Source organism: Pseudomonas sp. S30 (assembly GCF_016518545.1).
Taxonomy (GTDB): domain Bacteria; phylum Pseudomonadota; class Gammaproteobacteria; order Pseudomonadales; family Pseudomonadaceae; genus Aquipseudomonas.
In genome coordinates this window covers 200,196-223,740 of sequence record NZ_JACVTO010000005.1, presented here as the reverse complement: position 1 = coordinate 223,740, position 23,545 = coordinate 200,196, and the positions used below count along the sequence as shown (strand labels likewise).

The following is a 23,545-nucleotide window of genomic DNA, read 5'->3' as shown; positions in this document are numbered from 1 at the left end:
ACGAGCACACCGCCACCGGCGGAATGAGAGGGCTAGGGTAATGAAGAAGTCGTCTGCACAAGGTTCCGAAGATCCGATCCTGCAGTGGGTCACGTTCCGCCTGGACAACGAGTCCTATGGCATCAACGTCATGCAGGTACAGGAAGTCCTGCGTTACACCGAGATCGCGCCAGTGCCGGGTGCGCCGAGCTACGTGCTGGGCATCATCAACCTGCGCGGCAACGTGGTCACCGTCATCGACACCCGTCAGCGCTTCGGCCTGATGCCCTCGGACCTCACCGACAACACCCGCATCGTGATCATCGAGGCGGACAAGCAGGTGGTCGGTATTCTCGTCGACAGCGTCGCCGAAGTGGTCTACCTGCGCCAGTCGGAAATCGAAACCGCGCCGAACGTCGGTAACGAAGAGTCGGCCAAGTTCATCCAGGGCGTGTGCAACAAGAACGGCGAACTGCTGATACTGGTCGAACTGGACAAGATGATGAGCGAAGAAGAGTGGTCGGAGCTGGAGAACATCTGAGGTGATCTTCGAGGCTGCCGTCATCTTCCTGGCGCTGTTGTGGGCGCTGAGCCTGTGGTTTTTCCTCAACTACAGCAAGCGCCAGCGCGAGTTGGCCGCCCAGCAGGCCCAAGGTGATGCGCTGCGTGACCAGCGCATCAAGGACCTGGCCAAGCGGCTCGATGACTACCAGAACGTGACCGTGCGCATGGGCGAGGCCATTCACGAACTGCGCGCGGTGGTGGCGCCACTGCCCGAAAAGCTGCTGCAGCTCGAGCAGCGCGATCCGGACAGCGTCACCTTTTCCCAGGCCGCCAAGCTGGTCGGCATGGGCGCCAGCGTCGCGGAACTCACGCAAAGCTGTGGCCTGACCCAGGCCGAAGCCGAGTTGATGAGCAAACTGCACCGAGGCTAGGCACTCCAGCCGCTGCAGGTGGCCGGTCTGAGGCGGTATGCAGCGACGTCGATGGGCAGTGGTGCTGCGGTGAGGCTTGCCTGGGCCTGTCGCCGGCATCGCTTACAGACAGGCTGCGGCGCTCATGGGCGCCGCGTGCATGTACGCCGCATTGCTCAATGGTTCTGCCACGAATGGGCGCAGCCGATGTCGGCCATTTCGCCCAGAGGGGCGTAGTCGGCCAGCGTATCCATGAATGCGCGGCTGTCGACTGCGTCGTACACGTCGTGGATGGGCGAGGCCAGCAGGTTGCAGGTCTCGCGCAACTGGCTCAGCCACGGCAGGTGCTGGTCGATCACGTCGTTGAGCATACCGGGTCCGGTCATTTGATTGAGTTGCCGGGCATAGCGGTCCAGGCCGACCGGATCCTGCTCGGCATCGGGTCGGCGAGCGTAGAACGCCGGCTCGCGCTGGTAACGGCGCAGGATCTCGTCGGAGATGGCATCCAGTGTCGGGTTGTTCGGGTGGCTGCCGATCAGGCTGCTGTTGAACTTGATGTACATGCCCAGTTGATCGTTCGACACAGGGGCGGCCAGCACCAGTCCGTCGGCCGTGCAACTCAGCGTCTGCCGTTCCAGGGGCAGAACGGGGGGAGTGCCCGTCATGGGCAGCAGTGTGTCGTCCGCGTCCATGTAAAGCCCGCCATAGTGCCTGAGCAGGCGGTAGCGCAGGATGTCGCTGGCCGAACTGAAATGGGTAGCACCTTTGCCGTCGCCCTTCAGCGCCGCCTGATACTGGGCGAAGTAGGGTGAACGCTCGAATTCGAGGAATACGGGCTGCTCCTCCAGCGTGAGCAATTGCACGCCAGCGGCCTTGACGGTGAGCAGGTCGAGGTTGGCCTCGAAACTCGCCATGTCCTGGCGCGAAAGCAATAGCTGGTAGCGATACCCGCTGCCGCGCAGCAGCGTGGCGTTGTGGGCGATGGCGTCGATGAAGGCGTCGTCCATGACGCGATTGCCGACCCAGACGCTGGTGATCAGCCGCTCCAGCGGCGTGCGTACCAGGGTCTGGAAGCGGCTGAAGTCCAGTGGCAGCTCCACGTCAATGCCCAGGGCCCGCAACGTGCTCATGCGCTGTCCATCGTCGATCTGGCGTGACGTATCGGTGAGGGGTGTAAGGGCGTCAGGGTTGTCCGCGGCGAGGGCCCAGCGTGTCGGGCTGGCCTGTCTCACCTGGGAGACGCGGATGAAGCTGTCGCTCTTGAGTTCGTAGCACACCCAATCCTGTTCCAGCCCTTCATCCGTGGCCAGGGTAGCGAAAAAACGGTGGCGCAGGCTTTGGTCCACCCGGCACACCACCGCACCGAGCTGTGGCGAAGACTGCACAGGCGACTCGCGAAACGCTGCCTCAGCCGGTTGCAGGGCCAGCTCTTCAGCGCTTTCGGAGGTCTGCACCAGCTCCCTGAAGCCGACGAAGCCCGGTCGGCAGTAGCGGTAGATCGCCGAGGCGCGCAGCGCCACATGCCCCACCAGAGGCAGCGCATTGAACAGGCCGAACGCCTGGGCCTGCACGCCCTCGGCCTTGTCCTGCAGTGAGCGACCGTTGATCACGCGATCAAGCCCCAGGGCGAATTGCGTCAGGCCACCGATGGCCAGCAGTGCGCCAAGCGCCGGCACCACCATTGCCACAGGTATCAACATGACCATGGCCACGTTCAGGTACGTGGTCCAACGAGATTTGTCGATCTGATGGTTGCTGACGATCTGTTGATCGAGGTCGGCATAGGCACGCTGCTGGTGACGACGCGCCAGATAGCCGAACAGCTCTGTGCTGATGGGTGGGCTGTAGCGGTCGGCGCGGTAGTCGATCATGTCCTCCGGTACCCACAGGCCGCTGGTGGCGAAGCCAGGGTGGCTGTTGACCGAGAAGCGATGGAACCTGGGGTAGAGTCCGAGGCCAGTCAGGGCCGTGCGCACGCCGCTGAAATCCAGCCCGTCCGGCCAGTCGGCACTGCTGAACAGTTCCAGCAGGGCGGCACGTCGATCCGACGCCTGGCACTGGCCGGCGAACCAGTACTTCATCGCCGAAGGCGTGTCGAAGGTCTGGAACGGGCTGCTATTGCCCGGAATGTACAGGACGGTGAGGGCGCTGTTTTGGCTGCGCAGGCACACCACCGAGGTCGTCGTGTAGCCATAGACGTTGAGCAAGGAAATCAGCACATGGCGGCGCGGCTTGAGATCCGCTGCCTGCCAGATCAGGTCGCGTGCCGCCTCGCCCAGGCTGCCTTCGGCCACCTGGCGGTTGCACGCGGCGATGAAATTGATCTTCAAGGCCCGCTGGTACAGCGTCAGGTTATGTTGCCAATAGGCGTCCAGCTGGGTTTTGTACAGGGTGTGAAAGTGCAGGCCCCAGATGAACCCCTGAAAGTCTTCCGCGCGCACCGCCAGCTTGTTCGCAGGGCTGTACAGTTCCGGTGTCTGGCGCACGTACAGGCCGTTGAAGATCAGATAGCTGGGGGCATTGGAAAAAAAGCCCGCCGGCTCCAGGCGCTCTACCAGGGTCAGCGGTCCATGGGGCGCCAGGCCCGCCCAGTCACCATAGTGAAAGCCGCCGTAGCCTTCGGCGGTTTCACCCTGCCAGTTGCTCAACAGGGCTTGCACCAGATTCATCCTCTGCGTGAGGATGGCGTTTTCGCGAAAGTGCTTGCGGCCTTCTCCCAGGACCTCCAGTTGATAGTGGACCGTGACCACGTCGATGTCCTGCGGCGCTGTCTCGATCCCCTGTTTGCGCAGCCAGTCGCGCAGGACGGTTTCGGCCAGCGTGTCCGGGCGTGGGAAATCCAGCAGCGCCGCATTGACCAGGTGCAGATTTTCGGTGGGAATGGCGTTCATGGCCGTGCGGCCTCCGTACTCATCGAGGGGAGGCCCAGGGTGATGCCCGAGGCGCGATACCAGGCGTTAGATAGTGCTGTCTGGTGTCGGCAGGGCCAGCACGGGGGTGATGTCGCGCGGCTCGCGCGGGGCGTCGTCGAAGCCAGCGGGCACCTTGCCACGCAGTTGCCAGGCGAATGCGATGATTTCGGCGATGGTCAGATAGAGCGCTTCGGGAATCTGCTCGCCCAGTTCCAGGCGTGCCAGCAGCCTGACCAGTTCGGCGTTCTCGTAGATCGGTACTTCGTGTTCGCGCGCCAGTGCGAGGATCGCCTCGGCCAGCTCGTCCTCGCCCTTGGCGCTCAGGGTGGGAGCCTGCTGGCCGTCGTAGCTCAGGGCGATGGCCTGGCGTGGGGTGCGGGCGGTCATGCGGTTTCGTCCACCCAGCGTTGTTCGAGTCGTGTGCGCGGGCCTTGCGGCGGTGTACCCGGGTGGCAGGCCAGATCGCCGACGTCCAGCCCACGGGCGAGCAGGCGTTCGCGCAACAGCGACAGCTGGCTGTCGATCAGCTCGGCGGTCTGCGGGCGCTCGGCCCATAGCTGACCGCTGAGGCGGCCCTGACTCAGCTGCGCCTGCACCTGCAACGGCCCTAAGGGGGGCAGGTCGAAGGCCAGCTCGATGCGCCACAGCGATTCGAGGGGGTCGCGTTGCCCGCGCTGTGGATCGGCATGCTGCTCCGGGGTTTCCTCGCGTTGCAGCTTGGCCTGCAGCGGGATGAAGTCCTGGCCATGGCGCAGCGCGATCTCGGCCTGCCAGGTGGTCTGCTGCTGGCCGGTCTCGGTGGTGCCGGTCTGTTGCAGGCTCGCCAGCTGATGGCTCTGCACGCGGGAGACGGCGGCGGCGGCAAGGCGCAGCAACTGTTGCAGGTCGGCAGTCTCCTCCAGCTCCTGCAGCACGCGCGAGGGCAGTGGGAAAACCCCGGGTGGCGGGCGGTTGGCGGCGGGATCGAATAGACCCCGACTACTGCGCGCCATGCTCGGCAGCAACCGCGACAGGGTATTGGCGTCCAGGGTCGGCACGGCGTTGGCCTGGCCCGGCTGGATCTGCGCGACCAGGCGCACCAGCTGGGCTTTGAGGTCCGCCGTCAGGGCCGCGCCCTGGCCGGTCAGCAGCTTGGCCTCGAGAAAGGCGCCGCTGTTGCCCAGGGCCTGCGCCACAGCCTTGGCATCGCCCAGTTGGCCAGGATCGGGAAGGCTGGCCAGCAGACGGGAGGCACTGGCGCTGAGTCCCGGGTCCACGTCCGGGGTGCTTGCCAGCTGCTGCAACGCGCCGAGCAGCGCTGGCAGCGAGGCTTGCCGGGCTTGTTGGCTGATCAGTTGCTGGGCGATGGCCAACTGGTCCTGACGACCGCTCAACGGCACGAAGCGCAGGGACTGATCGTCCTGCACCAGGGCGCTGAGCAAACTGCCCAGCGGCAACGGGCGTGGGCTCTCAACCGCCAGGGTGGCGCCAGCCTGGGCACTGTTGAGCAGACTGACCAGCGAGCGGAACACCGCGGGCTGGCCAGCCTCGTTCGGCAACGCCTGGGAGGTCAGGACCTTGCCTTGCAACAGGGTGCCGACCGGCACCTGGTCGGTGTCGAGTCGAGTGAGGGTCGCGATGTTGCTGGCACTGGCCTGCTGCACGGTCACTGCCAGACGGCTGCCGTCGAGCTGGCCGAGGGTGACCTGGCTGCCTGGCGGCAGGGGCTGGGAGGTGGTGGCCTGCACCTGGGCCGTCTGGCCATCGGCCAGGCTCAGGCGCAGCAACAGGGTGAAGTCCGTGGCGCCCTGGCGCAGGCTGAGCACCTCGCCCTGTGCAGTCTGCCCGGCAGGGATCAGGCCCGGCTGCGCCTGGGTCAGGCGCAGCAGCTCGCCGGTCAGGCTGGCCTTGGCCACCTGTGCGGCGAAGCTGGCCTGGGCGGCGAGACTATTGATTTCAGTCATGATTGTATACAACCTGTCGAACCCGCACACTGGACAGCCGGAGCGTCCATGTATAATGCCGGCCGCGCTGTCACTGCCCAGTGTAACGGCAGGGCGCGGCGCGACTTGAGACCCGCAGAGCGTTCGCGTCTCCCTGAGGGCCTGCGATCGACCTCCATGAACAGTACAAGGCCAAACCGTGAGCTTCCACCTCCAAGCCGAGAACCTTGCCTGCGAGCGCGACTGGCGGCTGCTCTTCGAGCACCTGGACTTCGAGTTGCGTCCCGGCGACATGCTCCAGGTCAGCGGGCCCAACGGCAGCGGCAAGACCAGCCTGCTGCGCTTGTTGGCCGGGCTGATGCAGCCCACGGCGGGGCAAATCCTGCTCGAGGGTCGCGCGATCGGCGAGCAGCGCCAGGCGCTGGTCGGCCTGCTGCTGTGGATCGGTCATGCGGCGGGCATCAAGGAGCTGCTCAGCGCCGAGGAAAACCTCGCCTGGCTGTGCGCCCTGCACCAGCCCGCCGACCGCGCCAGTATCTGGCAGGCACTGGAGAGGGTCGGCCTGCGCGGCTTCGAAGACGTGCCCTGCCATACCCTGTCGGCCGGTCAGCAACGCCGTGTGGCCCTGGCCAGGCTGCATCTGCCGGGCCCTGCGCTGTGGATCCTCGACGAACCCTTCACCGCCCTGGACAAACACGCCGTGGCCCAGCTCGAAGCGCATCTGGCCGAGCACTGCGAGGCAGGCGGCAGCGTGGTGCTGACCACTCACCATAGCTTGCAACGCCGGCCTGAAGGCTATCGCGAGCTGAACCTGGGGCAGTGGGCGGCATGAGCGTATTCATCCCGTTGCTGCGCCGCGAAGCGCGCCTGTTGTGCCGCCGTCCGGCGGAACTGGCCAACCCCCTGGTGTTCTTCGCCATCGTGGTGGCGCTGTTCCCCCTGGCGGTCGGAGCGGATAGCCAATTGTTGCAAACCTTGTCTCCTGGGCTGGTGTGGGTCGCCGCTCTTCTGGCGGTGCTGCTGTCGCTCGATGGCCTGTTTCGCAGCGACTTCGACGACGGCTCCCTCGAACAGTGGGTGCTGTCGCCGCAGCCGTTGCCGCTGCTGGTGCTGGCCAAAGTATTGGCGCACTGGACCTTTTCCGGCCTGGCGCTGGTATTGTTGGCGCCCGTGCTGGCGCTGATGCTCGGCCTGCCTGCGAACTGCCTGCCGGTGCTGCTCGGCTCGCTGCTGCTCGGCACGCCGGTGCTGAGCCTGCTCGGTGCGGTGGGCGCGGCGCTGACGGTGGGGCTCAAGCGCGGCGGATTGCTGTTGGCGCTGCTGATCCTGCCGCTGTACATCCCGGTATTGATCCTGGGCAGTGGTGCGTTGCAAGCGGCGTTGCAGAATATGCCGGCCAGCGGGTATCTGCTCTGGCTGGCGAGCCTGACCGCCCTTGCGGTGACCCTGACACCCTTCGCCATCGCAGCCGGCCTGAGGATCAGTGTCGGCGAATAACGAGTCCTGGGCAGTGAAGCCCGGCAAAGACCCTGGATGCACCCTGATGAAAATGAGCTGGACATGGTTCCACAAGCTGGGCTCACCGAAGTGGTTCTACGCCATCAGTGGCCGCCTGCTGCCGTGGCTGAGCATCGCCGCCGCCTTGCTGCTGCTGGTCGGCATTGCCTGGGGCCTGGCCTTCGCCCCTGCCGATTACCAGCAGGGCAACAGTTTCCGCATCATCTACATCCACGTGCCGGCCGCCATGCTCGCCCAGTCCTGCTATGTGCTGCTGGCGCTCGCTGGCGTGGTGGGCCTGGTGTGGAAGATGAAACTGGCCGACGTCGCCCTTCAATGCGCAGCCCCCATTGGCGCCTGGATGACAGCTCTGGCGCTGGTCACCGGGGCGATCTGGGGCAAACCGACCTGGGGCAGCTGGTGGGTGTGGGACGCCCGGCTGACCTCGATGCTGATCCTGCTGTTCCTTTACCTGGGCCTGATCGCGCTGGGCCAGTCGATCAGCAACCGCGACAGTGCGGCCAAAGCGTGCGCGGTGCTGGCCATCGTCGGGGTGGTGAACATCCCGATCATCAAGTACTCGGTGCAGTGGTGGAACACCCTGCACCAGGGCGCCACCTTCACCCTCACCGAAAAACCGGCCATGCCGGCCGAAATGTGGCTGCCGCTGCTGTTCACCGTGCTGGGTTTCTACGCCTTCTTCGGCGCCGTCCTGCTGCTGCGCATGCGCCTGGAAGTGCTGCGCCGCGAGGCCCGCGCCAGCTGGGTGCGCGAGCAGGTGCTGGGCGTGGCGAGCAAGGAGTACGGCCGATGAGCTTCACCTCTGTCGGCGACTTCCTCGCCATGGGCCATCACGGCCTGTATGTCTGGTCGGCCTACGCCCTGTGCCTGATCGTGCTTGGCATCAACGTCGCTGCGCCGCTGCTGGCGCGGCGTCGCTATCTGCAAGAAGAGGCGCGTCGTCTGCGCCGGGAGACCCCCCAGTGAATCCGCAGCGCAAGAAGCGTCTGTTGCTGATCCTCGGCCTGCTGGCCGGCGTGGCCGTCGCCCTGGGCCTGGCCCTGAGCGCGTTGCAGCAGAACATCAACCTGTTCTACACCCCCACCCAGATCGCCAATGGCGAGGCGCCGCTGGACACCCGCATCCGTGCCGGCGGCATGGTCGAGAAGGGCTCGGTGCAGCGCTCGGGCGACTCCCTGGACGTGCGCTTCGTGGTCACCGACTTCAACCGGTCGGTCGCGATCAGTTACCGCGGCATTCTCCCGGACCTGTTCCGTGAAGGGCAGGGCATCGTCGCCCTCGGCAAGCTCAACGCCGAGGGCGTCGTGGTGGCCGACGAGGTGCTGGCCAAGCATGACGAGAAGTACATGCCCCCCGAGGTCAGCAAGGCGCTCAAGGACAGCGGCAAGACCGCTGCCAATGGCGAGGTGCGGCCATGACCGCGGCCCTGGTGATTCCCGAACTGGGCCAGCTGTCGATGATCCTGGCGATCTGCCTGGCAGCGGTCCAGGCCAGCATTCCGCTGCTCGGCGCCTGGCGCGGCGATCGCCTGTGGATGAGCCTGGCGCGGCCCGCGGCCTGGGGCCAGTTCGCGTTCCTGGCGTTCGCCTTCGCCTGCCTGACCCACGCGTTCATGACCGATAACTTCTCGGTCGCCTACGTGGCCCACAACTCCAACAGTGCGCTGCCCTGGTATTACAAGTTCAGCGCCGTGTGGGGGGCCCACGAGGGATCGCTGCTGCTGTGGGCCCTGATCCTCGGCGGCTGGACCTTCGCCGTGTCGGTGTTTTCCCGGCAACTGCCACAGGTCATGCTGGCCCGGGTGCTGGCGGTGATGGGCATGATCAGCGTCGGCTTCCTGTCGTTCCTGATCGTCACCTCCAACCCGTTCGCCCGTCTGCTGCCGCAGGTGCCGACCGACGGGCGCGACCTCAACCCGCTGTTGCAGGATTTCGGCCTGATCGTGCATCCGCCGATGCTGTACATGGGCTACGTCGGCTTCTCGGTGGCCTTCGCCTTCGCCATCGCGGCCTTGCTCGGCGGTCGGCTGGACGCCGCCTGGGCGCGCTGGTCGCGACCTTGGACCCTGGTCGCCTGGGCTTTTCTGGGTATCGGGATCGCCCTGGGCTCGTGGTGGGCCTACTACGAGCTGGGCTGGGGCGGCTGGTGGTTCTGGGATCCGGTGGAAAACGCTTCGTTCATGCCTTGGCTGGTGGGCACGGCGCTGATCCATTCGTTGGCGGTGACGGAAAAGCGCGGCGTGTTCAAGAGCTGGACGGTGCTGCTGGCCATCGCCGCCTTCTCCCTGAGCCTGCTCGGCACTTTCCTGGTGCGTTCCGGGGTGCTGACCTCGGTGCACGCCTTCGCCGCGGATCCTGCGCGCGGGGTGTTCATCCTGATCTTCCTGCTGTTCGTGGTCGGCGGCTCGCTGACCCTGTTCGCCCTGCGCGCTCCGGTGGTCAAGAGCCAGGTGGGCTTCGGCCTGTGGTCGCGCGAGACCTTGCTGCTGGCCAACAACCTGCTGCTGGTGGTGGCGGCCTCGATGATCCTGCTGGGCACGCTGTATCCGCTGGTGCTCGATGCCCTGACCGGCGCCAAGCTCTCGGTCGGGCCACCGTACTTCGACGCGTTGTTCGTGCCGCTGATGGCCTTGCTGCTGGTGGTACTGGCGGTCGGCGTGCTGGTGCGCTGGAAAGACACGCCGGGACGCTGGCTGGCGAGCATGCTCACGCCCGTGCTGATCGGCAGTGCGGTGCTGGCGCCGCTGGCCGGGCTGATGGTCGGCGACTTCGACTGGCCGGCGCTCAGCGTCTTCGCGCTGGCCGCCTGGGTGGTGCTCGGCGGGCTGCGCGACATCCTCGACAAGACCCGCCACACGGGCCTGGCCAAGGGGCTGGGCAAATTGTCGCGCAGCTACTGGGCCATGCAGCTGGCGCACCTGGGCCTGGTGGTGTGCGCCCTGGGCGTGGTGCTGTCGAGCAACAACAGCGCCGAGCGCGACCTGCGCATGGCGCCGGGCGAACGCATCGAGCTCGGCGGTTACCACTTCCTGTTCGAGGGCGCCAGGCACTTCGAGGGGCCCAACTTCATCTCCGACAAGGGCACCGTGCGCGTGTCCCAGGGGGGCCGTGAGGTAGCCGTGCTGCACCCGGAGAAACGCCTGTATACCGTGCAGCAGTCGATGATGACCGAAGCCGGTATCGATGCAGGCCTGACCCGCGATCTGTACGTCGCCCTGGGCGAGCCGCTGGAGAACGGCGCCTGGGCCGTGCGCGTGCACATCAAACCCTACGTGCGCTGGATCTGGCTCGGTGGGCTGTTGACCGGGCTTGGCGGGTTGCTGGCGGCCTGCGACCGGCGCTATCGAGTCAAGGTCATGGCGCGCGCGCGCACTACACTGGGCCTGTCTGGAGCGAAGGCATGAGGCGTTGGATGATGGTGTTGCCATTGGCGGTGTTCCTGCTGATGGCGGTGTTTCTCTACAAAGGGCTGTTCCTCAAACCCGACGAGCTGCCCTCGGCGATGATCGGCAAGCCGTTCCCGGCATTTTCACTGCAAAGCGTGCGCGATGACCGCACCTTGACCCAGGCCGACCTGCTCGGCCGCCCGGCACTGGTCAACGTGTGGGGGACCTGGTGCCCGTCGTGCAAGGTCGAGCACCCGTATCTGAACCAGTTGGCCGAGCAGGGCGTGGTGATCCACGGCGTCAACTACAAGGACGACAACGCCGCCGCGCTCAAGTGGCTGGCCGAGTTCCACGATCCGTACCAGCTCGACATCCGTGACGAGCAGGGCACCCTGGGCCTGGACCTGGGCGTGTACGGCGCGCCCGAGACCTTCCTGATCGACGCCGAGGGCATCATCCGCTACAAGCATGTCGGCGTGGTCGACGCTCAGGTGTGGCGCGAGCAGTTGGCACCGTTGTATCAGGCGCTGGTCGACGAGGCCCGGCCATGAAGCGCTGGCTCCTCGCCGCGCTGCTGGGATTGAGCCTTGTCGGCGTGGCCCGCGCAGCCATCGACACCTATCAGTTCCGCGACGAAGCCGAGCGCGAGCGCTACCAGCAACTGACCCGTGAACTGCGCTGCCCCAAATGCCAGAACCAGGACATCGCCGACTCCAATGCGCCGATCGCCGCCGACCTGCGCCGGGAGATCTTCCGCATGCTCGGCGAGAACCGCAGCAACCAGCAGATCATCGACTTCATGGTCGAGCGTTATGGCGACTTCGTGCGCTACAAGCCCGCGCTCGGTGCGCGCACCTGGCTGCTCTGGTTCGGTCCCGGCGTGCTGCTGGCCGCTGGCCTGGTGGTGATCGCGCTGATCGTGCGCCGACGTCGGTCATCGGCGATCGAGGGCGGCGCCGAACTCTCCCAGGCCGAACGACAACGGCTTGCCCATCTGTTGGAAAAAGAATCGACCCATGACTGACTTCTGGCTGAGTGCGGGCCTGTTGCTGCTCGCCGCCCTGGCGTTGCTGCTGATTCCGGTGCTGCGTGGTCGCCGCAGGCAACAGCTCGAGCAGGACCGCACCGCGCTCAACGTGGCGCTCTATGAAGAGCGCATCGTCGAACTGGACGCGCAGCATCGGGCCGGTGTGCTCGATGCCGAACGCCTGGCACAGGGGCGCGCCGAGGTGGCACGTGAGCTGCTGTCCGACACCGAGGGCGCAGAGGCGCCACGGGCCGGTGAGCTGGGGCGGACCGTGCCCGTGCTGGCGGCGCTGCTGGTGCCAGCGCTGGCGCTGGGGCTGTACCTGCATTTCGGTGCTGCCGACAAGGTCGAATTAACCCGTGAGTTCGCCCAGGCGCCCCAGTCGGTGGAAGAAATGACCACTCGCCTGGAACGTGCGGTACAGGCCCAGCCCGATTCGGCCGAAGGCCTGTACTTCCTGGGCCGCGCCTACATGGCCGCGCAGCGTCCGGCCGATGCCGCGCGCGTCTACGAGCGCGCCGTGGCCCTGGCCGGCCGCCAGCCCGAGCTGCTCGGTCAATGGGCACAGGCGCAGTATTTCGCGGCCGACAAGCACTGGAGCGCGCACCTGCAGGCCTTGACCGACGAAGCGCTCAAGGCCGACCCGAACGAGGTCACCAGCCTGGGGTTGCGCGGTATCGCTGCCTTCGAGGGTGAGCGCTACCAGGAGGCGATCGACTACTGGCAGCGTCTGCTGGCGCAATTGCCCGAGGGCGATGCCTCGCGCGCAGCGCTGCAAGGGGGGATCGATCGTGCCGCGACCAAACTTGCCGAACACGGCGGCAAGCCCGTGTCGCCTGCCGCCCTGAGCGTTCGGGTAACACTGGCACCGGCGCTCAAGGACAAGGTTCGCCCGGACGACACGGTGTTCATTTTCGCCCGCGCCAGCCACGGGCCGCCCATGCCTGTGGCCGCCCGGCGCGTCACCGTGGCGCAACTGCCCGTCGAGGTGCGCCTGACCGACGCCGAGGCGATGATGCCGCAGATGAAACTGTCGGATTTCAGAGAAGTCGAACTGGTGGCCCGTGTCTCGCGCGCCGGTCAGCCGACCCAGGGCGAATGGATCGGCCAGAGCGCGCCCGTGGCCACCCGTGGTCAGCCTGTGCAGACCCTGACCATCGACCGACCTGACCGATAAGTGAGCCCGCCATGAATCGCAGCGTACGCCTGACCCTCATCACCCTGGCGCTGGGGCTGTCCGCCTGCACCGCGCACCGACCGGCCGAGCGCGAGGCGCCGCCACCGATCGAGACCCCGCCGCCACAGGGGCCGGTGGTCAAGCCACTGCCTGGCGGTGCGCCGGCCCCGCAGCCTGGCGCACCGAGCGGCATTCCCAAGCCGTTGCCGCGCACCTCGGCCAGCTTCGCCCCGCCGCCTGGCGGTGCCAGCCACTGGGATCCGAAACTGGGCGTTTACGTGCTGGAGAAACAACCCAATACCTTCTACCGCCAGCGCACCTACTACCGCTACGACAGCGGCTGGAGCTGGTCGCTGAGCCCCAACGGTCCATGGCAGACCACCGACAGCAGCGGGGTGCCGGGCGGGCTGGGTCGCGCGTTCGGGCAGTGACCCTAGGCCTTTCTGCGCGCCCCGATCGCCGTGCCACCGATGCGCACAGGGCCCCCGCAAGCTGGCATACTCGACGGCCAAACGATGCGGAGGGTGGCATGGGCAAGACCGTTCTGGTGCTGGTGGAAACCGTCGACGATTACCTGCCGTTGCTTGAAAAGGCCGGCTATCGTCTGATTCTGGCCAAGACACCGCAATCGCGGGCCGAGGCCATCGTCCGTCATGCCGACACCATCGATGCCGTGCTGACACGTGGCCCGCTGGGCCTGACGGCCGGCGAAATCCAGACCCTGAGTCAGCTGCGGATCATCTGCGTGATCGGCGCCGGCTACGAGCAGGTCGACCTGGCCGCCGCCAAGGCGCGTGGCATCACCGTCACCAACGGTGCCGGGGCCAATGCCGGTCCGGTCGCCGATCACGCCATGGCCCTGATGCTGGCGCTGCTGCGCGACATTGCGCGTGCCGACGCCAGCACCCGCCGCGGGGAATGGAACCGGGTCATCAGCCCCTCGGTGAGCGGCAAGCGCCTGGGCATCATCGGCCTGGGGGCCATCGGCCAGGCCATCGCCAAGCGCGCTGGCCAGGGCTTCGACATGGCGGTCAGCTACCACAGCCGCACGGCACGCACCGATCTGCCCTACACCTGGTACGACAGCCCGCTGAGGCTGGCCGAGGCGGTGGATATCCTCGTCATCGCCACGCCCGGCGGGGCGGGCACGCGGCATCTGGTCGACGCTGCGGTGCTCGCAGCCCTGGGGGGCCAGGGATATCTGATCAACATCGCCCGCGCCAGCGTGGTCGACACCCAGGCCCTGGTGCAGGCCCTCGCCAGCGGCACCATCGCTGGAGCCGCGCTGGATGTGTTCGACGACGAGCCGGCTGTGCCGCACGCGCTGAAGACGCTCGACAACACCGTGCTCACCCCGCATGTCGCCGGACAGTCCCCGGAAGCGGCGCACGACACCGTCGAGCTGGTCGTGCGCAACCTGCAGGCCTTTTTCGCCGGCCAGCCAGTGCTGACACCGGTTGTCCTCTGATTCCCATCGAATTCACCCCGCAGCGCCAGGGGTCTACAAGGAGTGTGTGCATGCAGCTGGAGATGTTCCAGGTCGACGCTTTCTCGGCCAAGCCATTCGGTGGCAATCCCGCCGCCGTGATTCCCCTCGACGCCTGGCTGGCGGACGACCTGATGCAACGGATCGCCGAAGAGAACAATCTCTCCGAAACCGCCTTCTTCGTCCGTAACGGCGACGCCTTCGACCTGCGCTGGTTCACCCCGGCCGTGGAAGTGGACCTGTGCGGCCATGCCACGCTGGCCACCGCCTGGGTGCTGTTCGAGCAACTGGGCGAGCAGGCCGAGATCCTGCGCTTCAACACCCGCAGCGGTGAACTGCGTGTCAGCCGTCGCGCCGACGGTCTGCTGGCCATGGACTTTCCCGCCAAGCAGCCCGAGGCCGTGGCGATGCCCGATGGCCTGCTGCAAGCGCTCGGCCTGACCCGTGCCAGCGCGCTGTATCGCTCGGACGATTTCGTCGTGGTGGTCGATGACGCCGCGCTGCTCGATCCACTGACACCGGATTTCGCCGCATTGTCGGCGTTCGATGTACGCGGCGTCGCGGTCACCGCCCCGGGTCGTGGTTTCGATTTCGTCACCCGCTGGTTCGGTCCGCGCGTGGGCGTCAACGAGGATCCCGTGACCGGCTCTGCGCACACCAGCCTCGCACCCTACTGGGCCGAGCGCCTGGGCAAGCGCACGCTGAGCTGCGAGCAGGGCGGCGCACGAAAGGGCCAGTTGCAGTGCGAGGTGCCGGGCAATGGTCGGGTGATCATCAGCGGGCAGGCAGCGTTGTACATGCGTGCCAGCGTGTTCCTCTGACCCGGGCTGGGCGTCTGCCTGATCCGGCGTGCCAGGGCCGTCAGGCAATCGCCGCTATACTTCGCCTTTCCCAAGACACGGAGCATCGGTCACATGTCCCTCTCTCGACAAGGCGGTTGCCTGTGCGGCGCGATCCAGTTCACCGCCACCCTCGACAACCATGACGTCAGTGCCTGCCACTGCAGCCTGTGCCGCACATGGGGCGGTGGGCCGATGCTGGCCGTCCATTGCAGCCAGGCACCGAGGTTCGAAGGCGCGCCACCTTCGGTCTATCGCTCGTCCGAATGGGCCGAGCGCGGGTTCTGCGGACACTGTGGCACCCACCTGTTCTATCGCCTGACCGGCAAGGACGACCACTACTTCCCGGTGGGGGTGCTGCGCGGCGACGCGGACTGGCAGTTCACCTTGCAGATCTTCGTCGAGCAGCGCCCGGCCTGGTACTGTTTCGCCAACCAGACCCGCGAGATGACAGGCGAGCAGGTTCAGGCGCTGTAGGATCAGGCTTGCCAACGGCCTGCATTCCTGAGAAAAGACCGGCTTCACATCGCTCAGGGAGTCCATCGCGTGATTCAGGAACTGCATATCGTCGATCTTCAGTCCGGTGACGGCAAAGCCGTGGTCAAAGGCGCCTTGATCACCACCCAGTACACCGGCTGGCTGGCCGATGGCAGCGAGTTCGATTCGTCCTGGGCCCGTGGCAAGCCGTTCCAGTGCGTGATCGGCACCGGTCGGGTGATCAAGGGCTGGGACCAGGGGCTCATGGGCATGCGCGTCGGCGGCAAGCGGCGTCTGGAGGTTCCGGCCCACCTGGGATATGGCGAGCGCTCGGTCGGCAGCATTCCGCCGAACTCGGACCTGACCTTCGAAATCGAGCTGCTGGAGGTACTCACTCGCGACGAATGATGTCGAGTTATTTCCTGCGTGACGTAATTTGGCAATATCTCTGGTCGAAGATGGCGCCTGCCAGGGAGGAGCGGCTTACAGGGTCCCACGACGAGGTTCTGCGCTGCTGCGCCGAGCCCTCACGGCACCCGGCCAGGGAGGCCTTCCGCCTTTTGCCGAACGAGTCCTGCCATGAAGTGGATGCACTACCTGCGACGCCGTCACCTGTTCCTCGCGCTCACCCTCGCCGCCGTGCTGATTCCGCTCACTTTCGATGTTGTACGCAGCGATGATCGAGCCGTTGACGGTACCCAGACTCTGGTCTTCCTGCGTCACGCCGAAAAACCCGGTGAGGGTCTGGGCCAGTTGAACTGCCAAGGCCTGAACCGCGCCATCGACCTGGCTACTTTGCTCCCGGAGCGCTTCGGCAAGGCCGACTACGTGTTCGCCGCCGACCCGGGGCGGCATGTGGAGGAGGGTAGTCAGGACCGCAGCTACAGCTACATCCGTCCACTGATGACCATTAGCCCCAGCGCCATCCGCCTGGGGCTGCCGGTCAACATCGAGTTCGCCGCCAACGACTACGACGACCTGGCGGACGAGCTGCTGCGTGCGAAGTACCGCAACGCCACGGTGTACACCGCCTGGTCCCACGGTTACCTGCCAGACCTGATCAACGCCGTGGCCGGCAAGGCGCTCGGCGAGAAGCGCGTGATCACCCAGGATTGGGACGGCGGGGACTTCGACACGCTCTACGTGCTGACCCTGACCTGGCACAACGGCAAGGCCACGCTGCTCAGCCGCAACGTGCGTCAGGAACTCGATGGCGGGTCCACGGTGTGCCCGACCTGACGCTGTCCGAGACGATGAGCTTCACCGATTCCACGGATCCTCATCGGTGGCAGCGGCCTGTCAGTCAGGCTTGATTTCGCTTTCAAAGGGCTTGTACCCGTGCTTGGGAAGCGGCTGCCAGGTGATACGCCGTGTTGTGCCTGCGGCATACATACTGGCATCGTGGAGTGAACTCCAACCTGGTCCGGCAGGCCACGGCGCTCAGTGTCGATGGTCAGCTCTGGCACTTTTCGAAGCGAACGTCGCCTTCAGGCAGTTGCTCGACGGGCTGCCACCCGCGGTGTCGATAGAAGCCGCTGGCACGGCTAGCCTCGGCTGTTTCCAGCCAGAGGGTGGGGTGATGTCGAAACAGCAACGCCTCGGCTTCATTCATCAGGCTTCGGCCCAGCCCCTTGTCCTCGAATTCGGGCCGTACGAATACGGCGAATACACACCCGTCCTCGACATCCACCATGGAGAAACCGGCAGGGACACCATCGACCTCGGCGATCCAGGCGCACGGGGCGTCCAGAATCGCCTGTCGTATTGCGCCGGGCGTGATGCCCATTTCTGTCAGCTGTTCCCGGGACAGGTGGTTTTCGCGAACGCTGGTTCGAATATCGAAAATGGTTTCGATATCTTCCGGGGTGGCGAGTCTGATGATTTTTTCCATGATCGACGCCTTGATACTCAATCCTTGCGATGGGCTCTATCTTGGCACACCTGAAGTATCGGGCGGTGACCCTGATCGTCATCTCCCCACCACGCTCTCGTCTGGCAAGTTCGCAGAGGCCAAAGGCGAATCCCCTTCGGCAAACCGCAAAGCAGGCGGGATGCCGGCTGACATCTGCTCTTGACGAACCCTGTCAGCCTGGCTGGCCTCAACGCCTCGTCTCAGCGCCCTGGATACAGCGGCCAGCCCACCACTTTCTTCGTGCGCGGCGTCGCGTAGGTACGCACCTTCGAGGTACTCAACCCCAGCCTGACCAGCGACTCGGCGAGGGTGACCGCCGCGCTCACCCCATCGACCACCGGCACCCCGGTACGCCGGCGAATCTGCTCATCGAGCCCTACCATGCCGCCGCAACCCAGGCAGATCACCTCGGCCTTGTCGTCTCGCACCGCACGCTCGGCCTGCTCGACGATGGCCTGCACGGCCCGCTGCGGGTCGGCCTCCAGTTCCAGCACGGCCAGGCCGCTGGCCCTCACCGAGGCGCAGCGGTCGTACAAGCCCGACAGCTTCAGGCGATCCTCGATCAGCGGTACGGTACGGTCCAGGGTGGTGACCACCGAGTAGGCGTGCCCCAGGTACATCGCCGTGCTGGCGGCGGCGTCGGTGATGTCCACGACCGGTACGTCGAGCAGTTCCTGAAGTCCCTCGCGGCCATGCTCGCCGTAGCCTGCCTGGATCACCGCGTCGTAGGGCTGGTCATAGGCCAGCACCCGGTCCATGACCGCGATGGCCGCCAGGTAGCTCTCGAAATTGCCTTCCACCGACTCGGCGCCGAAGCGCGGCGTCAAACCGACGATCTCGGTACCCGGCGCGGCCACGCTGCGCGCCTGTTCGGCGATGGCCTCGGTGATGGCCTCGGTGGTGTTGACGTTGACGATCAGAATACGCATGAACAACCTTTCCTCGATCAGTGACTGCTGTGGTCGACGGCGATGGACTCGCCGCTGACATCCAGGTATTGGCGATCGCGCGGCGCGATCAGCAGGTACAGGGTCGCTGCGGTTGCGGCGCCGATCAACCAGGAGAACGGCGCCACGCTGTGGAAGTGCGGCACCAGCGCCAGGATGATGGCCAGCAGCGCGGCCGGAACGAAGGCGGCCACCGCACGCAGGTTGACGCCACGGGAATAGTGGTAGGCGCCACCAGGGTGCTCGCTGTACAGCTCCGGCACGTTGACCCGGCCTTTGCGCAGCAGCCAGTAGTCGGACATGATCACTCCGTACAGCGGCCCGAGCAGGGCGCCAAGGCCCGATAGAAAATAGACGATCACCAACGGGCTGTTGTAGAGGTTCCACGGCAGGATCAGCACCGCCACGGTGGCGCTGATCAGCCCCGCACGGCGGAAATTCAAGTGGCGCGGCGCGAGGTTGCTGAGCACGAACGCCGGGGCGACGAAGTTGGCCATGATGTTCACCGCCACGGTGACGATCAGGAATGCCAGGCAGCCCAGCACCAGGAACAGCGTGTTGGGAATGGTGGCGACGATCTGCGTCGGGCTGTCGATCACCTGGCCGTTGATCTGGAACTGTGCACCGCACAGCACCACGGTGATGACCGCGAACACCAGGATGTTCACCGGCAGGCCCCAGAAGTTGCCGACGCGGATGGTCTTGCGGCACGGCGAGGAGCGGGCGAAGTCGCAGAAGTTGAGCACCAGGGTGCCGTAGATCGCCAGCCACAGTGCACCGCCTGCGAAGATGTTGCGCCACATCTCGTAACCGCTCAGCGGCTCGCTCACCGACCAGGCGATGCGTGCGTCGTTCTTGAAGAACATCCAGCTCGCCAGGCTGGCGACGGTCAGCAGGATCACCGGGCCGGCGAAGCCTTCATAGCGGCGCACCATTTCCATGCCGTAGGCCAGGATCACCAGTTGCACCACCCAGATCGCCACGAAGCACAGCCAGCCCAGACTGGACAAGCCCAGGATGCTGTCGTGGTCGTAGGCGGCCACCTGCGGCCACACGGCTGTGAGCAGCACCCTGAGCACCACCGAGGCCAGGTAGGTCTGGATGCCGAACCAGGCGATGGCGATCACCGCGCGAATCAACGCCGGGATCTGCGCCCCATGGATACCGAAGGCGATGCGGCTCATCACCGGAAAGGGCACGCCGGTCTTCTGGCCCATGTAGCCGGACAGGTTCATGAAGAAGTACACCAGTGCCGCGCCGATGGCCAGCGACACGAGGATCTGCCAGCCGCCCAGGCCCAGTGCGAACAGGCCCATGGCGAAGGAGTAGTTGGCGATGTTGTGCACATCGTTGGTCCACAGCGCGAAGATGCTGTACCCACCCCAGCGACGGCCTTCCAGGCGAGTGGGGGCCAGGTCGCGGTTGTGCAGGCGTGGGCTGAGTTCGCACGGCGGGGTAGGGGTGTCGAGGGGGCAGGACGACGGTTGGGTGCTGGCTACGGAAAGTTCAGGGGCAAGGTCTAGGCTGCTACTCATTCCGGAGGCTCCTGATGCGCTGGGCTGATTGAAGAGAATGGATCATCTCCAGCAGGCCCCGCATCGCTGGGTTCTGGGCGCGAACAGCCTTGAGCGGCTGGCGTCGTGGATTATTGTAATGATCAACGGATTGTATACAAATCACAGTCCAGACTAGCCATTTTCATGCCAGCTTCTTAAAAGGCTGAAGTGAACGTCAGCAAAAACCTGAAACTACTTAACTGAATGATTTTCATAGGATATTTTATTTTCACGCAAAAATCGGCCTTCTTCTCGCCATCTGACCTGCCAGTCAGTTATCGCTATTTTGTCACCATTTTGGGCTGAAACGTTACGATTGTGCACACTTGTGGTGCATTTGTTATTAGTTTTGTGTACAAGATATTCCGGTTTTCGCTTCTTCGGCTTTTCTTGTCAGTCCTCCGGAAACCATCGCCTTGCTCGAGTGTGACAAGCGGGTACGCACGTGATCCTATTCGATCACATTCAGTTTCCTGGATAGGCCATACCAAGATAGGCCTCATGAACACGTATCATAAATTTACAATTTTAATTTCCCGTTTTTTTGCAATAGTAATAATCGTCAACTAGCTTGGCATGAGCTTGAAAATGTCGGCAGGGAATGTCGGCAGTTTATGGCAAGGAGAATTTGATGCCTAACAACACTCGACGGTGGCTGGTACTAGCCGTACTGTCATTTGCGCTTCTGCTGGTCGCGATCGATATGACAGTCCTTTATATCGCGCTTCCCACACTCACACATGCGCTCGATGCGTCCACCAACGACAAGTTGTGGATCGTCAACATGTACCCATTGGTCGTCGCGGGCCTGTTATTGGGCGCGGGCACGCTCGGCGACAGGGTGGGACATCAGCGTCTCTTCGTTGCAGGCCTGGCAATTTTCGGCTCAGCCTCCTTGTTGGCGGCCTTCGCGCCCAGTGCCGCTTTGCTTGTTGTTGCCAGGGCAGCGTTGGGCGTTGGGGCGGCGGCCATGATGCCGGCGACCCTGGCGATCATCACTCTGATTTTCGAAGAGGAGCGCGAGCGTTCGGTCGCCATTGGGATCTGGACTGCGGTCGCCTCGGGCGGCGCGGCATTGGGACCAGTGGTCGGTGGCGCCCTTCTCGAGCATTTCTGGTGGGGTTCGGTTTTTCTGATCAACGTCCCCATTGTCGTCATTGCACTGGTCCTGTCGCTGCGGCTGATCGACAACGCGCCTCTTCCAAATGCTGGGCCATGGGATTTGCTCGGCTCTCTGCAAGCCATGGTATGCCTGATCAGCTTCGCCTATCTGATCAAGGAGTTCGCGAAGCCGATCCCATCGATGGCTGCAGCGGCGATGGCGTTGGTGATCTGCATCGGCAGCGCCTGGGTGTTCCTGCGAGGCCAGCGAAAGCGTGACTACCCCCTGATCGACATGGCCATTTTCCGCAGTGCGGCTTTTTCCTCGGCGATGCTGGCGAGCCTGGCGGCGGCCGGATGCCTGATGGGCATCAATCTGGTGTTGAGTCAGCGTCTGCAGTTGGTGCTGGACATGTCGCCCTTGCAGACCGGCTTCTATTTCATACCGCTATCATTGGGGGCTATCGTGGCCGGTCCTTTGAGTGGGTGGATGCTGCCCCGCATCCGCTGTGACCGATTCCTGATCATGGCGTTGCTGACCTATGCCGTGGTCATCGCACTGTTCATGTACAGCTTCGATCACTCGATCGTGATGCAAGCCGGGATGTTGTTCGTGATGGGCGCCTGCGTAGGTGCAAGTATGACTGGGGCATCCACCACCATCATGTCCAGCGTCCCTCCGCAGAGAGCGGGTATGGCAGCATCTGCCGAAGAGATCTCCTACGAACTGGGAGGAGGGCTGGGCATCGCATTACTGGGCACCCTCATGTCCGTCATCTACAGCGCAAGCATCGTGGTGCCGGAAGGGATCAGCGATCCTGATTCACTGCGCGAAGGCATAGATCGAGCATTGGCGTACTCCCAGACGCTGACACCGGAGGTGGCTGCGCAGGTCGCCAGTAGTGCCAGATTTGCATTCGAGCAGGCTGTCCACTGGGTCATGTTCACCTCAATCGGAATACTCATCGTGAGCGCCGCCGTGGTGTGGATGAACTTTCGCCGTAGCCCCTCCCTGGTTAATGAGCAAACACACTTTTCGCAATAGCGTTTGTTGATACTTGGATGAATGCCATCAGGAGAAGCTCATGCATCTGCTATTGGGCCAGATTTATGATTGCGAGACGGCCTATGACCTGGAAGACCTATTTGTAGGGGAGTTGATTGTTCCAACTGACGTACTGCTGCCTGATTATCTACAACAGGCGGTGGCTTATATTTATGCAAAGTATCCGGTATTGAGTGCGCATTTTCTACGCACTTCCGAAGGGTGGTGCATGGAATGGGGAGACGTTGATCGCAATAAGGTCGAGACGGCTGTGCATGTCATCCAGGCTGAGTCGAATCGCGCCATGCTGGCGCAAATCCATCATTGGACTCGTGTCGTTCAAGACGCCGGCCTGCGTTCGCAACCGCTATTGCGCTACGGGCTGTTCGAAAGCATGGAATCCGGAGAGCAACGCCTGTTGATTCTGTTTCATCATCTGGTGTGCGATGGGATTTCCAGTCGGATTCTGTGGCGGGATCTGTCCAGGGCTTACCAGGCTGCCGAGCGAGGTACGCCGCTAGTTGCACAGCCATGTGACAGCTACCTGAGACTGGCGTTGGAACTTGAGCGGCGCCATCGGCAACTGACGACCCCCGCGCCACCCCCCGTCCAGCCACCGGGCCTAATGGATCGCCTTTGCCGTGAGCATCATGGGCAGGTCCGTCACGACAGCGTGTTGAGTTGGACGGTGGTATTGGAGCCGGACGCACTCTACGAGCTGCATCAGCAGGCCAAGGCATGGCGGGTGAGCCTGGCCGACTTGCTGCTGGGGCATTGGACCTGCGCACTCAGTCGTTTGCAGTCGAGCGGCACGGTTGGGCTAATGATGTGGATGAGTCCGCACTTCGTAGGGGAGTGGGACACTCCTGTCGCTGAGCTTGTCGGGTCGGTCGCTTTTCCGATGCCAGTCACATTCGAGCTATTCAGATCCACGTTGCACGAGCATGTGCTGCGAGCGACACGCGATCTACAGGAAGCGCTGGACGGTGCGCAGGAGTATGCCGCTCGGTATTTCTCCGGTGTGCCAGAGTCCGAGCGCCCCGATCTACCAGCACTGGGTTTCAATTTCGTCAACTCACCGCGGCCGCGTCCTCAGTTGCTCGGTTATCGGCTGGCCCCCGAGCGGCTCGACATCCGCAGAGCACCTGAGCAATTGGCAGAGCTGTCGCTTGGATTTGAAGCGGAGCTCTACGAAGACAGGTTGAAGATCACGGTCCAGGCGGTCCGGCAGTTGGAGCGGCAATTGGCTCTGCGTGCCTGGGTGCAGGTCCTGTTCGAGGGGCTGCGTACACTCGATCTCACCCCCTGCTGAATGACGAAGCAGCCATGAAATGGATTCATGGCCACT

The 23,545-nt window shown here is 64.4% G+C and carries 26 protein-coding genes; 20 read left to right on the top strand and 6 right to left on the bottom strand.

The window, feature by feature from the left end; translation table 11 throughout:
- Positions 1 to 40 precede the first annotated feature (40 nt).
- The gene (locus IAE34_RS08160) at positions 41 to 520 is read left to right on the top strand and encodes a chemotaxis protein CheW (RefSeq protein WP_200138361.1); all 480 of its coding nucleotides are present in this window, start codon (positions 41 to 43) and stop codon (positions 518 to 520) included.
- Position 521: 1 nt separating this feature from the next.
- Entirely contained in the window at positions 522 to 914 is a 393-nt protein-coding gene (locus tag IAE34_RS08155; protein ID WP_200138360.1) for a DUF2802 domain-containing protein, read from the top strand.
- A 155-nt stretch (positions 915 to 1,069) separates the two neighbouring features.
- On the opposite strand, the gene IAE34_RS08150 is transcribed toward IAE34_RS08155, so the two are convergent.
- The 3 genes from IAE34_RS08150 to fliK form a co-directional block, all read right to left on the bottom strand.
- The gene (locus IAE34_RS08150) at positions 1,070 to 3,784 is read right to left on the bottom strand and encodes a dermonecrotic toxin domain-containing protein (protein WP_200138359.1); all 2,715 of its coding nucleotides are present in this window, start codon (positions 3,782 to 3,784) and stop codon (positions 1,070 to 1,072) included.
- A gap of 66 nt (positions 3,785 to 3,850) precedes the next feature.
- On the bottom strand, positions 3,851 to 4,192 hold the full coding sequence (locus IAE34_RS08145; protein ID WP_200138358.1) for an EscU/YscU/HrcU family type III secretion system export apparatus switch protein: 342 nt from the start codon (positions 4,190 to 4,192) through the stop codon (positions 3,851 to 3,853).
- Positions 4,189 to 5,748 (bottom strand): flagellar hook-length control protein FliK, encoded by a 1,560-nt coding sequence (gene fliK / locus IAE34_RS08140; protein ID WP_200138357.1) that lies wholly within the window; start codon positions 5,746 to 5,748, stop codon positions 4,189 to 4,191. The genes IAE34_RS08145 and fliK overlap by 4 nt, the downstream gene beginning before the upstream one ends.
- Before the next feature lie 178 nt (positions 5,749 to 5,926).
- On the opposite strand from fliK, the gene ccmA reads away from it, so the two are divergent.
- The 15 genes from ccmA to IAE34_RS08065 all read left to right on the top strand — a co-directional run bounded on the left by ccmA (position 5,927) and on the right by IAE34_RS08065 (position 16,875).
- The gene (gene ccmA, locus IAE34_RS08135) at positions 5,927 to 6,559 is read left to right on the top strand and encodes a cytochrome c biogenesis heme-transporting ATPase CcmA (protein WP_200138356.1); all 633 of its coding nucleotides are present in this window, start codon (positions 5,927 to 5,929) and stop codon (positions 6,557 to 6,559) included.
- Positions 6,556 to 7,224 carry a heme exporter protein CcmB gene (ccmB, locus tag IAE34_RS08130; RefSeq protein ID WP_200138355.1) on the top strand — a complete coding sequence of 223 codons (669 nt, stop codon included), beginning with the start codon at positions 6,556 to 6,558 and terminating at the stop codon, positions 7,222 to 7,224. The genes ccmA and ccmB overlap by 4 nt, the downstream gene beginning before the upstream one ends.
- Positions 7,225 to 7,270: 46 nt before the next feature.
- On the top strand, positions 7,271 to 8,038 hold the full coding sequence (locus IAE34_RS08125; RefSeq protein ID WP_200138354.1) for a heme ABC transporter permease: 768 nt from the start codon (positions 7,271 to 7,273) through the stop codon (positions 8,036 to 8,038).
- The gene (gene ccmD / locus IAE34_RS08120; protein ID WP_200138353.1) at positions 8,035 to 8,211 is read left to right on the top strand and encodes a heme exporter protein CcmD; all 177 of its coding nucleotides are present in this window, start codon (positions 8,035 to 8,037) and stop codon (positions 8,209 to 8,211) included. Before IAE34_RS08125 ends, ccmD begins: the two co-directional genes overlap by 4 nt.
- A complete protein-coding gene (ccmE, locus tag IAE34_RS08115; RefSeq protein ID WP_200138352.1) occupies positions 8,208 to 8,663 on the top strand; it encodes a cytochrome c maturation protein CcmE in 456 nt (151 codons plus the stop codon). The genes ccmD and ccmE overlap by 4 nt, the downstream gene beginning before the upstream one ends.
- A gap of 11 nt (positions 8,664 to 8,674) precedes the next feature.
- Positions 8,675 to 10,648 (top strand): heme lyase CcmF/NrfE family subunit, encoded by a 1,974-nt coding sequence (locus IAE34_RS08110; RefSeq protein ID WP_200138434.1) that lies wholly within the window; start codon positions 8,675 to 8,677, stop codon positions 10,646 to 10,648.
- The gene (locus IAE34_RS08105) at positions 10,645 to 11,181 is read left to right on the top strand and encodes a DsbE family thiol:disulfide interchange protein (protein ID WP_200138351.1); all 537 of its coding nucleotides are present in this window, start codon (positions 10,645 to 10,647) and stop codon (positions 11,179 to 11,181) included. Before IAE34_RS08110 ends, IAE34_RS08105 begins: the two co-directional genes overlap by 4 nt.
- The gene (locus IAE34_RS08100) at positions 11,178 to 11,654 is read left to right on the top strand and encodes a cytochrome c-type biogenesis protein (RefSeq protein ID WP_200138350.1); all 477 of its coding nucleotides are present in this window, start codon (positions 11,178 to 11,180) and stop codon (positions 11,652 to 11,654) included. The genes IAE34_RS08105 and IAE34_RS08100 overlap by 4 nt, the downstream gene beginning before the upstream one ends.
- The gene (gene ccmI / locus IAE34_RS08095) at positions 11,647 to 12,834 is read left to right on the top strand and encodes a c-type cytochrome biogenesis protein CcmI (RefSeq protein ID WP_200138349.1); all 1,188 of its coding nucleotides are present in this window, start codon (positions 11,647 to 11,649) and stop codon (positions 12,832 to 12,834) included. The genes IAE34_RS08100 and ccmI overlap by 8 nt, the downstream gene beginning before the upstream one ends.
- Positions 12,835 to 12,845: 11 nt before the next feature.
- Complete coding sequence (locus IAE34_RS08090) at positions 12,846 to 13,265, top strand: hypothetical protein (protein ID WP_200138348.1); 420 nt, start codon at positions 12,846 to 12,848, stop codon at positions 13,263 to 13,265.
- 98 nt (positions 13,266 to 13,363) lie between these two features.
- Positions 13,364 to 14,302, top strand: a complete 939-nt coding sequence (locus IAE34_RS08085; protein WP_200138347.1) for a 2-hydroxyacid dehydrogenase — start codon at positions 13,364 to 13,366, stop codon at positions 14,300 to 14,302.
- Between the two features lie 50 nt (positions 14,303 to 14,352).
- Entirely contained in the window at positions 14,353 to 15,141 is a 789-nt protein-coding gene (locus IAE34_RS08080) for a PhzF family phenazine biosynthesis protein (protein ID WP_200138346.1), read from the top strand.
- A 93-nt stretch (positions 15,142 to 15,234) separates the two neighbouring features.
- Positions 15,235 to 15,636, top strand: a complete 402-nt coding sequence (locus tag IAE34_RS08075) for a GFA family protein (protein ID WP_200138345.1) — start codon at positions 15,235 to 15,237, stop codon at positions 15,634 to 15,636.
- Positions 15,637 to 15,705: 69 nt separating this feature from the next.
- A complete protein-coding gene (locus tag IAE34_RS08070; protein ID WP_200138344.1) occupies positions 15,706 to 16,044 on the top strand; it encodes an FKBP-type peptidyl-prolyl cis-trans isomerase in 339 nt (112 codons plus the stop codon).
- Between the two features lie 171 nt (positions 16,045 to 16,215).
- Positions 16,216 to 16,875: a histidine phosphatase family protein gene (locus IAE34_RS08065; protein ID WP_200138343.1), complete on the top strand. Its 660-nt coding sequence runs from the start codon at positions 16,216 to 16,218 to the stop codon at positions 16,873 to 16,875.
- 214 nt (positions 16,876 to 17,089) lie between these two features.
- Here IAE34_RS08065 and IAE34_RS08060 read toward each other — a convergent pair whose 3' ends face one another.
- Positions 17,090 to 17,527 (bottom strand): GNAT family N-acetyltransferase, encoded by a 438-nt coding sequence (locus tag IAE34_RS08060; protein ID WP_200138342.1) that lies wholly within the window; start codon positions 17,525 to 17,527, stop codon positions 17,090 to 17,092.
- Between IAE34_RS08060 and IAE34_RS08055 the strand changes: the two genes are divergently transcribed.
- Positions 17,526 to 17,711, top strand: a complete 186-nt coding sequence (locus IAE34_RS08055) for a hypothetical protein (protein ID WP_200138341.1) — start codon at positions 17,526 to 17,528, stop codon at positions 17,709 to 17,711. The two genes, IAE34_RS08060 and IAE34_RS08055, sit on opposite strands and share 2 nt — an antisense overlap.
- Before the next feature lie 37 nt (positions 17,712 to 17,748).
- Here IAE34_RS08055 and IAE34_RS08050 read toward each other — a convergent pair whose 3' ends face one another.
- Positions 17,749 to 18,477 carry an aspartate/glutamate racemase family protein gene (locus tag IAE34_RS08050; protein ID WP_200138340.1) on the bottom strand — a complete coding sequence of 243 codons (729 nt, stop codon included), beginning with the start codon at positions 18,475 to 18,477 and terminating at the stop codon, positions 17,749 to 17,751.
- A 17-nt stretch (positions 18,478 to 18,494) separates the two neighbouring features.
- Positions 18,495 to 20,030, bottom strand: a complete 1,536-nt coding sequence (locus IAE34_RS08045) for an NCS1 family nucleobase:cation symporter-1 (RefSeq protein ID WP_200138339.1) — start codon at positions 20,028 to 20,030, stop codon at positions 18,495 to 18,497.
- A gap of 652 nt (positions 20,031 to 20,682) precedes the next feature.
- On the opposite strand from IAE34_RS08045, the gene IAE34_RS08040 reads away from it, so the two are divergent.
- Positions 20,683 to 22,197: an MFS transporter gene (locus IAE34_RS08040; protein WP_200138338.1), complete on the top strand. Its 1,515-nt coding sequence runs from the start codon at positions 20,683 to 20,685 to the stop codon at positions 22,195 to 22,197.
- Positions 22,198 to 22,237: 40 nt separating this feature from the next.
- The gene (locus IAE34_RS08035; protein WP_200138337.1) at positions 22,238 to 23,509 is read left to right on the top strand and encodes a condensation domain-containing protein; all 1,272 of its coding nucleotides are present in this window, start codon (positions 22,238 to 22,240) and stop codon (positions 23,507 to 23,509) included.
- Positions 23,510 to 23,545 lie beyond the last annotated feature (36 nt).